The organism is Anaerobacillus sp. QJM3NY_17 (genome assembly GCF_056173665.1).
In genome coordinates this window covers 3,314,212-3,328,909 of sequence record NZ_CM149685.1, presented here as the reverse complement: position 1 = coordinate 3,328,909, position 14,698 = coordinate 3,314,212, and the positions used below count along the sequence as shown (strand labels likewise).

The following is a 14,698-nucleotide window of genomic DNA, read 5'->3' as shown; positions in this document are numbered from 1 at the left end:
AGGTTGTTAAACGCAGAGAAAAGAAAAACGATCCTTCTTCTTATACCGATTATCCTGGTCCTCGTTGGATATGTTCTCTATCCAACAGTTGAAACGTTTATAGAAAGCTTTAAGAAAAATGGGTTATTTACTCTACAAAACTATGTGGACTTTTTTGGCCCTAAAGCACAAGCGAATTTAGAAGCACTATGGAACTCGGTTTACATATCCTTATTATCTGTTTTACTAAGTGCATGTATTGGCGTACCACTTGCGTTTATTTTTACAAGGTATAATTTTCCTGGTCGTTCCTTTTTCTCAGGAATAGCGATCATGCCAATTGTTTTACCTTCACTTGTTGGAGTAATGGCATTTATGTGGCTTTACGGAGAAGCGGGACTTATCCCGGTAGCGCTTCAAGACTTACTGAATTTAGAGGAAGTTCCATTTAGCATAGGCGGTGTGACGGGAATTCTTCTCGTTCACGCTTATACAATGTATCCGTATTTCTATATGACGGTTTCTTCAGCACTTAATAATGTCGATCCGTCGCTGGAAGAGTCAGCAGCCAATCTTGGATCAGGACGTTTAGGAGTATTTTGGAAGGTCACATTTCCATTATTAACACCCGCTTTAGTTGCAGCATCCCTGCTTGTCTTTATGGTTTCGATGGCTTCCTTTAGTGCTCCGTTTCTACTTGCTGGAGGGTATCGAGTGCTAAGTCTCCAAATCTACTTTTCTAAAATTAATGGCGATTTGGAAATGGCGGCAACGCAATCTGTTATTCTCTCAGCCGTTTCGATTACCTTCTTATTATTTATGCGTTGGTTCCAAAATCGAAAAGACTATCGAATGGGATCAAAAGGGATTGGTGCTCACAGAAGTGAGGTCAATAACCCAATCCTAAAATGGGTGATGGTGTCACTTGGAATAGTAGCGATGATTGTGCTTTTACTGCCACATGCGGTTTTAGCGATACTATCTTTTGTTCCAGAAGGCGCGTGGACGTGGCAGAAGTATCCTACTTCTTTCAATCTTGAAAACTATCGTTTACTGTTTGAGGATCCGAATATCTGGGATCCGGTTCGTAATAGTTTAATCATGGCTTTCATTGCATGCTTAGGATGTTTTGTATTCGGAATAATTACTTCTTATGCACTTGTGAAAAGAAAATTCTTCGGTAAGAATTTACTAGATATTCTTGTTATGCTTCCATGGGCATTACCAGCTACTGTTGTTGGAATGAATCTTATTTTAGCGTTTAACAGTAAGTCGATTTTCTCGTTTGGTCAAGTACTTGTCGGTACATTCTGGATCTTGCCTCTCGCATATTTTATTCGTTTTATACCACTCGTCGTGCGGTCGACGAACGCTGTACTGGAGCAAATGGATGATTCGATAGAAGAAGCCGCACAGAATTTAGGAGCGAGATGGTTGTATACATTCAGAAGAGTTGTCTTGCCGATTATTATGCCAGGAGTTCTAAGCGGAACTCTGCTAGCTTTTGTTCAGGCTGTTGGAGAGTTTCCGACGTCTGTCTTGTTGTATACGTTAGACAATCGCCCAATTTCCATTGAGATTATGAATCAACTAAGGATGTTTAATCTTGGTCAGGCTGCAGCCTATGGCATGATTCAGGTTGGTCTTATTGCGATAGTAATGATTATTTCTTATAAATTCTTCGGAGTTAAATCAGAAAATACGCTCTAGTACAATGAGGTGAAACCATGAATAAAAGAAAGGAAGATTTTGAGCTAGAAGATGGCGCTTGTTTTCCCGGGAAAACCTACGTAGACGAACTGCTTAAACCGGTTTTCAAAGATCAGCGTGACTACTTATTTGATGCGATGTTTATGATTCATCGCGCGCATACAACGATGCTAAAAGAACAAAAAATTATTACCGCAGGGGAAGCAAAGAAGATATTGGACGGCGTAAATAAAGTGGCAAAGATGGAGAAGAAACTACTAAACTATGTGCCAGAATACGAAGATTTCTTTTTCCTTGTTGAGGCCGAAGTGGCGAAGGTAATTGGTGACGATTTAGCAGGCAAGATGCATATCGCGAAGAGTCGAAATGATATGGGTGAAGCGATGTATCGGATCGTAATTCGAGATCATATGCTCGATCTCTTGAGTAATGTAAGAAGGTTAGGCCAATCGCTTGTCACTCAGGCGGAAGACCATCTTCATACGATCATGCCCGCCCATACGCACACGCAGCCTGCGCAGCCAACAACCTTTGGTCACTATCTCCTAGCCATATCCGATAATCTATCAAGAGACGTGGACCGCTTGTGGCAAGCGTATCAAACAGTCAATCGTTCTCCGATGGGGGCGGCTGCTATTACAACCACTGGATTTCCGATCAGTCGAGAACGAATGGTTGAGCTACTAGGGTTTGATGATGTGATGGAAAATTCCTATGATGCGATTGGGACAGGAGACTATTTACTAGAAACAGCTTTAACATTAGTTAGTTTGATGACAAACATGGGCAGGTGGATTCAAGAGCTTCTCCGTATGGCGTCTAATGAAGTAGGATTACTTAAAGTTTCTGATGCTTATGTCCAGGTAAGTAGCATTATGCCGCAGAAAAGAAATCCGGTATCATTGGAACATTCAAGAGCACTCGCTAGCAGCGCAGTTGGCGAAGGACTAAGCGTCATCCAAATGATTCACAACACGCCATATGGAGATATTGTGGATACAGAAGATGATTTGCAACCGCACCTATATAACGGGTTCCATAAAGCGAATCGTGTTACCAAGCTATTAACAGCTGTCATTACGACAATGAAATTCAACAAGGAACGAGCACTTGAGCAAGCCAAAACAAATATGATTACGATTACTGAGTTAGCAGACGTCCTCGCTAGAGATTATGGTGTGCCATTTCGAAAAGCACACCAGATTTCGAGCTACGTAAGTAAGAAAGCAAATGATGCAAAGAAAGAGTTATATGAAGTGAGCGTTTCTGAAGTAAATGGGTGGATTGGCGGCGTGCAACTTTTAGAAGAAGATTGGAAAAATATCTGTGACCCTTCTACGTTTATTGAGAGAAGGAGCGTAACAGGTGGGCCAAGTCCACAAGTTGTAGAGCGGATGGTGTTGGATCGTAAAGGGCGGTTGAAGAACCTCACCGAGAAGATAGAAACGTATTCCACCCAGATCAATTCGATTAAAGAGAATTTGAAAAGTTGATAGAGCAGTAGTTAAGCGGGTTCTAATGTGATTGCTCGTAGTAATGAAGGGATTTTTTGCACTTATTTTTTTAAATCCTGAGTAAAAGAATAAATATTTGATAGTTGATGGATCCCCATAACTGATCCTGTTGAAAGAACGTGACTAGGAGAAAAAATCCGCGTTATGTTTCACTCCTACAGATTGCAAAAGTCCTTGGAAACAAGGGCTTTGTTAGTGTGGAATTACTGATCGTTGAAAAACGTGTAACTTTGTGGGTAAGCGGGAAACGAAAGTATAGGTGAATGGTAGAGACAGAAGGACAGGTTTTTGGTCTTTTGTCTCATGAAAAGAAACGAGTAAATTAGCGTGATGATAGGGGGACATGATGAGTAAAAAAGTTGCCCTAGTAACAGGGAGTTCAAAAGGACTCGGCAAAGTGATTGTCCAAAAACTTGCTGAATCTGGAATAAAGGTAATTATTAATTACAGTAGCAATCAAGAAAAAGCAGAAGCGGTTGTTCATGATATTCAAGAGCTTGGTGGAGAAGCAGTCGCTATTCAAGCAGACATCACAGATCAAAAAGATGTTGAAAAGTTGGTAGCTGTTTCACGAGAGACTTTCCAGCAACCGATTGATATTCTCGTCAATAACGCCACTGGTCCACAGCCAGAATTTTCGTTGGAAGAAGTGTCTTGGGAAGATTACTTGGATCAGCTGCATTTTACCGTGAAGGCCCCTTTATTACTTTTAAAAGAGGTTATGGAGCCTATGAAAGAAAAAAAGTGGGGGCGCATTATTAATATTGGAAGCGAAGTTGTGGAATTAGGCAATAGCGATTTTTCGAATTATGTTACCGCAAAGTCTGCGGTCATTGGAATGACTCGCTCCTGGGCAAATGAGCTAGGGAAACATGACATCACAGTCAATGCTGTGCATCCAGGTTTTACTCCGGTTGAGCGCCATGGTGACGTTTCCGAGGCAAGCGCAGGTAGTTATATTGACGGCCTTCCTTTGAACCGGTTAGGGAAACCGGAAGATATTGCCTACATGGTGCGTTTTTTAGCAAGTGACGAGGCTAACTTTATTACTGGACAAAATATCAATGTAAATGGTGGGAACACCTTTGGAGTATAATTTTTCCTAATTTAGTAGCAGATAACGCCTAACTTAGGAGAGTCTCTAAGCTATTTTTTTGAAATCAAGTTTCACTATCTGAAGGAGGAATTACAAATGACAAACCAACATTCAGAAAATCAGAAAACCCTTAAAAATATTAAAGATTTGATCAAAGATGAGAAAGTAGCAATGTTAACTACTATTTCTCCAGATGGCAAGCTGATGTCTCGTCCTATGCAAACACAGGAAGTCGAATTGGATCAGGAAGAGATCTGGTTTATTACCAAAAAAGATACGGATAAATATGAGGATATTAAGCTTACTCCTGCCGTAAACTTAGCGTATGCAGGATCATCTTATGTGTCGATTAGCGGCACTGCTGAATTGGTTCAGGATAGCGTGAAGAAGAAAGAGTACATGAATAAGGTTGTTGAAAAGCTATTAAATACTTCTGCTGATGATCCGGATGTTGTACTGGTTAAAGTCACGCCGGAAATCGCTGAATATTGGGAGTCGGGAGTGAATGTTAAAACGGTCAAAGAGTTTGTGAAAAAGGTGACAACCAGTAAATCATTAGAAGAAGGCAATGATTTAAAAGATACGGTACACTTTAATAGGAATTAGAATCAGCAGAAATGATTCTATTGATTCGAGGTCAGTAAAAAATCTCTAACGAATTTGTTTAACGTAAACCCTCTTGCGCAAGCAAGGGGGTTTTAAATATGGATGATTTCAGAAAACAAGTAAACTAGGGGGAGGCTTTAGTATGACTCCCATACAATCTGCTATGCAACAGTGAATCGCTAGAACCGTCCCGCTAATCCAAAACAAATATAAACAAAAATAAATACATTTGTTTATGTTGACTTATTTGGTTTTATTGTTTACTATTTCAATACAGGCAAAATAAGTGTTTATATTCAGAAAAATGAAACAGATAATTGCAGTTAGCCTTTAGAACCTATACTGGTTTATTTTTCTGAGGTTTACACCTTTATTTGTAAGCGCTTGCTAATTTGAAGAGGAGGAAAAATATGGCGAAAATAGGTAGTAAAAGTACAACCGGTTGGAAGGCGACGATATCCGTTGCGATGGCAAACTATATTGAAGCCGGTTCGATCATCGCTGCGGCAAGTAGTTTAACGTTGTGGCAAGCTTATCTTACACTGGACAGCATGGCGATAGGGTTATTGAGTGCCCTGAGTGCTAACGCTTTTGGTGCTGCGGTTGGTGCATTAGTTGGTGGTTATTTATGTGATAAATATGGAAGGAAATTTATTTATACTTATGATTTATTGGCCTATATGCTGGGCGTGTTGTTGATCGCTCTTTCGTTCAATTTTCCTATGCTTTTAATAGGAACCATTATTACTGGTATTGCAGTAGGAGCGGGTGTGCCAGCTTCATGGACGTATATTGCAGAAGAAGCTCCACATGAAAAACGTGCCGCTCATGTTGGAACAGCACAGCTTGCCTGGTCGGTGGGACCGGCAGTAACATTTTTACTCGCCGTTCTTCTTGCTCCATTAGGTTTAATGGGTAGTCGGCTTATATTTGTACATTTACTTATCATTGCATTTATTACCTGGTATATCCGACAGGGGCTATCTGAATCTAAAATTTGGAAAGAGGGGAAAGAACGTGAGAAGCAAAGTGGCTTATCTGGAAGCTTGTCACGGAGCTCTCTGAAAGAATTGTTTACTCTCAAAGTGAATCGCGAAGCTTTGTTCTTATTAGTGGGAATCTATCTTTTCTGGAACTTAACTGCAGGTGCAATGGGTTATTTTATGCCTTACATATATGAAAATGTAGGTGGATTATCAAGCGGACAAGCTAATTTACTTCAAGCATTTTTATGGATGTTAACAGTGGCTACGACATTCTTTGTCTTTATGAAATTTGGAGATAAGTATAGCCGTCGGTTTTTATTTGGTTTAGGCGCTGTTATGGGAATCGTGGCGTGGATTATCTTGACGTTCATGCCAATGAATTGGTTTTCGTTATTTGCTTTCGTCATTTTATGGGGATGTGCCGCTGGCTTTGGTGCTCAAGCGTTTTATGGTTTATGGGCTAGTGAGTTATTCCCAACGAAGTATCGTGCGGGAGCGCAGGGCATTATGTTCTTCTTAGTTCGGTTTGGTATCGCAATATGGTCGTTTCTACTTCCCACAGTTATGGACAACCTCGGGTTTCAAGCGGCTGGAATCGTTATGATTGTTTTCTTAGTAATCCATTTCTTGATTGGCATCATTCTTGCCCCAGAGACTAGAGGTAAAACCCTTGAAGAAATCGAGGAAGAGCGCTTTGGCCAAAAAGAAACCGTGGTAATAGAAGAAAATAGGAACTTTAATTAAAAACAAAGTAAACAAAAGTGTTCAAAAATAAACAAAAGTTTGATATGGTATAGATAATGAATTTATAAAATTGCTTGTTTGGAGGAGAAAAAATGATTCAGAACCGATGGGATAGCCAGGAAGCGAATGATCGAAACGGTGTTGAAGAGCTTGTTTATCGCTCTAATTTATTAGGAAGTGATCGTTCAGTATGTAATTTTGGTGGAGGCAATACGTCCATGAAAACGATTGAGAGCGATTTCAAAGGCGAAGATGTGGAAGTCATGTGGGTGAAAGGCAGTGGTTCCGATCTCGCTACGATGGGAGAAAAGGACTTTACTGGATTAAAGATGGACGATATCCTCCCGTTGATGGAAAGAGATGAAATGACTGATGAAGAGATGGTGGGATATTTGTCTCATTGTATGATTGATAGTAAACATCCACGTTCTTCTATCGAAACGTTATTGCATGCCTTTTTACCTTTTAAACACGTAGATCACACACATCCTGATGCTATTATTAGTCTTTGCTGTGCACATAACGGTAAAGAAATTGCAAATGAAATATTCGGCGATCGATTTGTTTGGGTCCCTTACGTTCGACCAGGATTTACGTTATCAAAAATGATTTCAGAAGCTGTTCGTCAGAATCCTCAGGCTGATTTAGTTTTAATGGAGAAACATGGACTTGTCACTTGGGGAGAGACATCACAAGAAAGTTATGAGAAAACAATTTCCGTGATTCAAGAAGCTGAAAGTTATATAACAGAAAAGCAAAAACAAAAAGCGATGTTTGGTGGTCAAAAGCATGAGTCGTTAAATGATAACGAACATCAAAAGGTTTTAAGTCACATTCTCTCAGTCATTCGAGGAGAAGTTAGTGAGAATAAAACCATGCTGCTAACGTATTCCGATGATAAGGAAGTTTTGGATTTTGTTAACAGTGAAGATGCAAAAGATCTTTCACAAATAGGCGCTGCATGTCCGGATCACCTTGTTCATACGAAGAGAGTTCCGTTGTTTATTGACTGGGATCCCCAAAATCAAGGTACGGAAGATCTTATCCAGTTGATTAAAGCAGGAATAACGGATTATAAAGAGGAATACATTCAATACTTTGAGACAAATCGTTCCGAAGAGGACAAAATGTCTGATCCATCCCCGCGAGTTATTCTCATTCCAGGTATTGGAATGATTAATACTGGAAAAGACCTGAAATCAGCTAAAGTGAGCGGAGATCTCTATCATAGAGCAATCGCTGTGATGAAAGGAAGCACTGCACTTGGAGAATTTGTATCACTTAATGCAAATGAATCTTATCATATCGAATATTGGCCATTGGAACTTTATAAACTAAGCCTTTCGCCAGCAGAGGCTGAGTTTTCTCGAAAAGTTGCGTTCGTAACAGGCGGTGCAGGTGGGATTGGCGCTGCAACATGCGAGCGTTTTGCCAGGGATGGAGCGCATGTCGTAGTGGCAGATATCAATGTGGACGGCGCTGAACAGGTAGCGTCTAATCTGGAAGAAAAGTATGGAGCTGGACGAGCGATTGCTGTAAAAATGGACGTTACGAAAGAAGAAGAAGTGGCTGAAGCGATACAACAATCCGTTTTGAAGTACGGTGGCCTTGATATTATCGTCAACAACGCTGGGTTGGCCAGTTCAAGTCCTTTTGAAGAAACGACTGTTGAAAAATGGGATATGAATATGAACGTATTAGTAAAAGGATATTTCCTCGTTGCTCGAGAAGCTTTTAAGCTCATGAAGGAGCAAGGAATAGGCGGAAATATGGTGTTTGTCGGCTCGAAAAATTCTGTGTATGCCGGTAAGAATGCTGCTGCTTATAGTACTGCTAAAGCTGCTGAGGCTCATCTTGCCCGAACAATAGCTGCTGATGGAGGCCAATACGGTATTCGAGTAAATACGGTATTACCTGATGCTGTGATTCAAGGTTCTGCGATTTGGGATTCGAAATGGAAAGAAGAAAGAGCCGCTTCGTATGGAATTGAACCAGATCAATTAGAAGAACACTACCGTAAGCGAACCATTTTGAACGTTAATATATTGCCTTCAGACATCGCTGAATCGATCGCGTTTTTCGCATCAAGCAATGCTGAGAAAACTACAGGGTGTATGATTACGGTTGATGGCGGAGTCCCAGCAGCCTTTACTCGCTAAATCATTGAATGGAGGTTTTCCAATGCCAATCGGAAAGAAATCGTGGATTATCCCAGATGCCTATATTCCTCCTAAAAGTTCTGGATCTTTAGAAAGTCACGAGGCGATCTGTGTGTTAAACCGTAACCAGGAGACTGTGCACTTGGACATACACCTGTACTTTGAAGATCGAGAACCGATCAAAAACATAAAATATGAGATTCATGGAAATCGTACAAAGCACTTAAAAACAGATTCCCTCCATATAGATGGGGAATCTGTCCCAAAAGGGGTCCCATATGCAATTGAAGTTACGAGTGACCTACCAATTGTCGTGCAATATAGTAGACTAGATACGACTCAATCTGAAAACGCTTTAATGACAACTTTAGCATACGCAGCGGATTAATAGATACTGAGTATTGGAGAGGTGAGAGATAATGGGGAATTCTGATCGATACTATCATTTATTTGAAGAGCAACAAGAAGATAGAGGAATAAACCTTGAAGAAGTGAAAACGAAGCTTAGAAAATTAAACATAGAAACACCTTCCTGGGGATATGGGGATTCAGGTACACGATTTAAAGTTTTCCAACAAGAAGGAATTCCACGCGATCCTTTTGAAAAAATTGAAGATGCAGCGCAAGTCCATAAACTCACAGGAAACTGTCCGGGCGTAGCTATTCATATTCCATGGGATAAAGTCGATGATTATAAGAAGTTAAAGCAGTATGCTATCGACCATAATGTTCATCTAGGGGCAGTAAATCCAAATTTGTTTCAAGACGACGATTATAAATTTGGTAGCGTCACCAATTCTGATGCTTCGATTCGTCGGAAAGCAACAGATCATCTTTTAGAGTGTGTAGAAATCGCTAGAACGATTGGTTCTAAAGATGTGAGTCTTTGGTTTGCTGATGGCACAAACTACCCTGGGCAAGCTGACTTTAGGAAACGGAAGCATTGGATGCAAGAGTGTTTGAGTGAGATGTATGAGTCCATGGACGATGATATGAGAATGTTGATTGAGTATAAATTCTTTGAACCAGCCTTTTATCACACTGATCTAGCTGACTGGGGTATGGCCTATAATATGGCTCAGAAGTTAGGTCCACAGGCAGAAGTATTAGTAGATACTGGGCACCACCCCCAAGGAACGAATATTGAACATATTGTTGCATATCTACTAGATGAACAAAGGTTAGGCGGGTTCCACTTTAATAGCCGAAAGTATGCGGATGATGATCTCATAGCAGCCGCCCATAATCCATATGAACTGTTTTTGATTTTCTCTCAAATCGTTTTAGCACAGAAGGATAATGATCCAAGCGTTCGAAAAAATGCGGATAATATTGCATATATGCTTGATCAGTGTCACAATTTGGAACCGAAGATCCCAGCTATGATTCGCTCAATCACGAATATTCAAACACTTTATGCTAAAGCTCTCCTAATCAACTTAGCTGACGTTAAGGAAGCTCAAGAAAGAAATGATGTGTTAGGTGCTGAGCATGCGGTAAGGCAGGCGTTTGAATTTGATGTAGCCCCTCTACTTAAAGCGATGAGAGAAGAATCTGGTTTACCGATTGATCCAATGAAGGCTTACCAGGAAAGCGGTTATGGAGAAAAAATCCTTTCTCGCGGTAAGGGCGGTGCAAGTTGGTGAGCGTTTTAGCGGTTGATATTGGCGCTGGTAGCGGCAGGGCGGTGCTAGCTGAGCTAAAGGGTGATCTACTTGAACTGGTAGAAATTCATCGTTTTACTAACGATCCTGTCCGAGTGAGCGGACGATTCCAATGGGATATTCTTCGTTTGTTTCATGACATTAAGCTTGCGATAGGAAAGGCGGTTGAAACTGGGGCGAAGCTTGAGGGGATCGCGATTGATACCTGGGCTGTTGACTTCGGACTACTGGGTAAAGATGGAGAGCTCCTAAGGAATCCCTATCACTATCGAGACCATCAAACAGATGGGGTTATGAAAAAAGTTCATGAAGATTGGATTACTCAGGAGAAGCTGTTTGAAAAGACAGGAATTCAGTTCCTAACATTTAATACGATCTATCAATTGATGGCGATGAAAGAAAAGAATGAGTGGTTACTAGAAAAAGCTGAGTCGTTACTGATGATTCCCGATCTTCTGCGCTATTTTTTAACTGGGATAAAGAAAAGTGAATTTACGAATGCGACGACTACACAACTTTTTAACCCTAATTTAATGAAGTGGGATAGCGAGTTACTAGATACTTTAGGGCTTCCTGAGAAAATCTTTCAAGAAGTAGTAGGGCCGGGTACCATTATAGGACATTTAAAAGAAGACCTGTGTGAAGAACTGGAGATTTCTCCAATTCCCGTTATCGCTGTTGGGGAGCACGATACAGCATCAGCTGTAGCTGGCGTTCCAGCATTAGATGAGTCGTTTGCATATTTAAGCTGTGGGACATGGTCTTTAATGGGTACGGAAGTAAAAGAACCGGTGATCAATAAAGAGGCATTGGAATTGAATTTTACAAATGAAGGCGGAGTGGGAGGACGCTTCCGCCTTTTGAAAAACATCATGGGGCTTTGGATACTAGAAGAATGTCGACGAATATGGGGTCATCATGAAAGTACGAATTATGAGCGTTTAATGGAAGAAGCTAAAGAAGTGCCAGCTTTTCGATCTTTCATTGACCCAGATTATCCGTTGTTTTTAAACCCATCAAATATGCCGCAACAAATTCAAGAGTATTGTAAAAATACAAATCAACCGATTCCTGAATCTCGAGGAGAAATTGTCAGGTGCATTATAGAAAGTCTGGCAATGAAATACCGATATGTCTTTGAACGGACTGAAAAACTGTCGGAAAAAGAATTTTTTGGATTGCATATGGTGGGCGGAGGGATAAAAAATAAGATGTTGTGTCAATTTACCTCTAATGCCTTAGGTAAACCCGTCTGGGCGGGTCCTACAGAAGCTAGTGCCATAGGGAATATTCTTGTTCAATTAATGGCTCTAGGTCGAATTACGGGAATTGATGAAGCAAGAAAAATAGCATTGAAAGCAACGAAAATGGCGTATTACTTCCCGGAAAGTCAGGAATCCTGGAAGACAGCTTATGAAAAGTTTTGCCACTACATTGGTGAAAGCCAACCTACGATTTAAGAGGAGAAATAAATTAAATCAAATGATAAAATAAAGAGTGAGAATAGAAGAGTTAATGGTTTAAAGAGAGGTTGAATGCTGATGCTTGTGGCAGAAAGACAGCAAAAGATTGTTGAGCTCGTAAATGAAAAAACAAGTCTTCGTGTTTCTGAATTAAGTCAAATATTTTCTGTGACAGAAGAGACGATTCGACGTGATTTAGAAAAACTGGAAAAGGAGAAAAAACTCCGTCGAAGCCATGGCGGAGCAGTGAAACTTCACCAAAGTGCTAGAGAGATTCCCTATACTGAAAGGGAAGTGACGAATGTACAAGAAAAAAGAGAAATTGCTCTTGAAGCAGTAAAGCATGTTGTGGAACGCGACACCATTATTTTGGATGCGAGTACAACAGCTTATTATATGGCTAAAGCACTGCCCGATGTGCCTATTATTGTTATGACAAATTCTCTTAATGTAGCATTGGAACTTAGCAAAAAGAAAGAAATCACTGTGATATCAACAGGTGGAATTCTAGATTCTAAATCAATGTCTTATCTTGGTCCACTCGCTGAAGCTTCGCTAGAGGATTATCATGTCAACAAAGCTTTCATTTCTTGTAAGGGTATCCATCTAAGCCGAGGAATTAGTGAATCGAATGAACAGCAAGCTCGCATTAAGAGGAAAATGTTAGATACTGCGGATATTAATTTTGTGATGGTTGACTATAGCAAGTTCGGTATCCAGGCATTCGCTCGTTTTGCGGAGTTGGATATGATCGATCACGTTCTTTCCGATCAAAAGCTGGATAATGATTATGTTCAACAATTATCCGAACGTGCAATGAATGTGGTCCGTGTAGATACTTAGATCTTTAAATACGGTCCAAATGGAACTCCAGTCAGTTGGCTGGAGTTCCATTTGGAATTACCGGGAATCACTGGGGCGGTTGTAGCGCCACGCAAAGGGTGCATCATATAGTGGGCGGGAATCCCCGGTGAGTAAGATTAAGCAAATCGCTCATATCGAGTCTTGGACATTAGCGGGTAACGGTGATGTTAAGCGTAGACAGCAAGCTAGTTGGCTCAAAGCATAAGCTGAAGGAACAAAGCCCCGAAATTCCAAATGGGAAGGTTCATACTTGGAACCGCGTAGAAAACAACTCTCATTTAGTCGTTATGCGAGAGTAAAAAAGCTTCCCCAGGGCCAGTGCCCTGACATACTAGACACTGTTATGATTGATCAACGTGGGAGACCCTAAGCGTTCTTTACTTAGAGAAAGTAGGATAATAAAAAAAGGAAGCCTAATAACATTAGGAAGGGTAAGGTTAGGGCATAGTGCAGGTTAATGCGAGAGAGAGGGAATAGTTGCGGTGAATTGAGTGACAAAGCAAGACAATTATTCGAGGATTTGTTAGCCATAATAATCTGCGGTTTAATGTTGTTTGTGATTATAAAGAATATAAAAAAAAATGGATGAAACCTTCCCAGGAGAATAATAGAGATGGTGCCTAAGTCATCTTTTGTATCAATTAGCAGTCCTGGTGAGTTAATTCAGGACAACGAGAAGAAGAATGATTAAATGAATTAGATTGTTGAAAAGCTGCTAAATAAGTCTGCTGATGATCCGGATGTAGTAATGGTTAATGCAACCCCCGAAATTTCCGAATATTGGGAGTCTGAGGTGAACATTAAGACGATTAAGGAGTTTGTAAAAAAGGTGACTGGTAGTCATTCATTAGAGGAAGGCAAAGTTTTAAAAGTTACGGATCACTTTAATGAAGAAACGAGCTAGCTACTTATTTTCCTTCTGGTTTTTTAACACCAGCTATATTAATTGAAGAATAATCGTACTCCTATAATTACTAATAAAACAGAAAGCATCTGAATAATAATTTTGCCGGGGATGCGTTGAGATAAAATAACTCCTAGCTGTGCGCCAATTATTACACCGCTCCCCCCCCACATGACAGATACCCAGTCAATACTCCCATAGAAAAATTGGGATAAGACGCCTACGGAGGAGTAGAGACATAATGAAAAGATGGAAGTCGCCGTTGCGTGATGAGTTGATAATTTGAAAACATAGATAAGTATCGGAACGAGTAACCATCCACCACCGATTCCAAGATAGCTTGAAAGGATCCCCATTGTTATGCCTAGAGGAATGAACCAATTGAATGAAGGGTGACCAACACCATCAGGCTCATCACTCTCTTCTTTTTCCAATAGTGTAGGCGGTATTTTAGGGGAGCGATTTAAAGTTTTACTGAATAAAAAGACGCCAAGAGCAACAAGTATAGTTGCAAATATGACATAAAAATATTGGGAGGAGTACCTATGAAGAAACCAAACACCCAAGATTGATCCTGGTAACGCACTTATTCCTATAGTAAGACCAGTTTTATAATCAATTAGATTTTGCCTAGCGTATCCTATGACACCTGAAAGAGAGTTTATAAGTACAATAACCATCCCTGTACTGGAAGCAAGTACCGGATTCATTTGAAAGATTAGTAACAGAGCCGGGACAAAAATAAATCCTCCACCGGCGCCGACGATTGTACCATAGCCGCCTGCCAGAATTCCGATTATAAGAATTAACACCCCAATACCTATGTCCAAGTGAATTCCCCCTTAGTTGATTTTCTATTAAATTTTCTCACTTCGGGTCCAAACTGTAAATTCAGTAAATGTAATATGGTATAACAAAATAGAATAGCCGTCATTTTTTTGTTACGTGATACAATTTTAATAATTACGATACTAATCTGTTACTACTTCTATTTGATAAGGGATGGGAT

At 40.3% G+C, this 14,698-nt stretch carries 11 protein-coding genes; 10 read left to right on the top strand and 1 reads right to left on the bottom strand.

Annotation, left to right across the window (positions count from 1 at the left end; translation table 11 throughout):
- Positions 1-3: 3 nt before the first annotated feature.
- The 10 genes from AC0VYV_RS17230 to AC0VYV_RS17185 all read left to right on the top strand — a co-directional run bounded on the left by AC0VYV_RS17230 (position 4) and on the right by AC0VYV_RS17185 (position 12,764).
- On the top strand, positions 4-1,689 hold the full coding sequence (locus AC0VYV_RS17230) for an ABC transporter permease (RefSeq protein WP_303535400.1): 1,686 nt from the start codon (positions 4-6) through the stop codon (positions 1,687-1,689).
- A 17-nt stretch (positions 1,690-1,706) separates the two neighbouring features.
- Entirely contained in the window at positions 1,707-3,182 is a 1,476-nt protein-coding gene (gene argH / locus AC0VYV_RS17225; protein WP_475372825.1) for an argininosuccinate lyase, read from the top strand.
- Between the two features lie 367 nt (positions 3,183-3,549).
- Positions 3,550-4,299 carry an SDR family NAD(P)-dependent oxidoreductase gene (locus AC0VYV_RS17220; RefSeq protein ID WP_475372824.1) on the top strand — a complete coding sequence of 250 codons (750 nt, stop codon included), beginning with the start codon at positions 3,550-3,552 and terminating at the stop codon, positions 4,297-4,299.
- Positions 4,300-4,395: 96 nt separating this feature from the next.
- Positions 4,396-4,905, top strand: coding sequence for a pyridoxamine 5'-phosphate oxidase family protein (locus AC0VYV_RS17215; RefSeq protein ID WP_475372823.1), 510 nt, complete (start codon positions 4,396-4,398; stop codon positions 4,903-4,905).
- A gap of 410 nt (positions 4,906-5,315) precedes the next feature.
- Complete coding sequence (locus AC0VYV_RS17210; protein WP_224882532.1) at positions 5,316-6,635, top strand: MFS transporter; 1,320 nt, start codon at positions 5,316-5,318, stop codon at positions 6,633-6,635.
- A gap of 92 nt (positions 6,636-6,727) precedes the next feature.
- On the top strand, positions 6,728-8,794 hold the full coding sequence (locus AC0VYV_RS17205) for a bifunctional aldolase/short-chain dehydrogenase (protein ID WP_475372822.1): 2,067 nt from the start codon (positions 6,728-6,730) through the stop codon (positions 8,792-8,794).
- 22 nt (positions 8,795-8,816) lie between these two features.
- On the top strand, positions 8,817-9,182 hold the full coding sequence (locus AC0VYV_RS17200) for a sensory rhodopsin transducer (RefSeq protein ID WP_283153770.1): 366 nt from the start codon (positions 8,817-8,819) through the stop codon (positions 9,180-9,182).
- Between the two features lie 31 nt (positions 9,183-9,213).
- Complete coding sequence (rhaI, locus tag AC0VYV_RS17195) at positions 9,214-10,440, top strand: L-rhamnose isomerase (RefSeq protein ID WP_283153771.1); 1,227 nt, start codon at positions 9,214-9,216, stop codon at positions 10,438-10,440.
- Positions 10,437-11,918: a rhamnulokinase gene (gene rhaB / locus AC0VYV_RS17190; protein WP_475374896.1), complete on the top strand. Its 1,482-nt coding sequence runs from the start codon at positions 10,437-10,439 to the stop codon at positions 11,916-11,918. The genes rhaI and rhaB overlap by 4 nt, the downstream gene beginning before the upstream one ends.
- An 81-nt stretch (positions 11,919-11,999) precedes the next feature.
- The gene (locus AC0VYV_RS17185) at positions 12,000-12,764 is read left to right on the top strand and encodes a DeoR/GlpR family DNA-binding transcription regulator (RefSeq protein ID WP_224882753.1); all 765 of its coding nucleotides are present in this window, start codon (positions 12,000-12,002) and stop codon (positions 12,762-12,764) included.
- A 963-nt stretch (positions 12,765-13,727) separates the two neighbouring features.
- Here the strand turns inward: AC0VYV_RS17185 and AC0VYV_RS17180 are convergent.
- Positions 13,728-14,519, bottom strand: coding sequence for a sulfite exporter TauE/SafE family protein (locus AC0VYV_RS17180; protein WP_475372820.1), 792 nt, complete (start codon positions 14,517-14,519; stop codon positions 13,728-13,730).
- Positions 14,520-14,698: the final 179 nt, after the last annotated feature.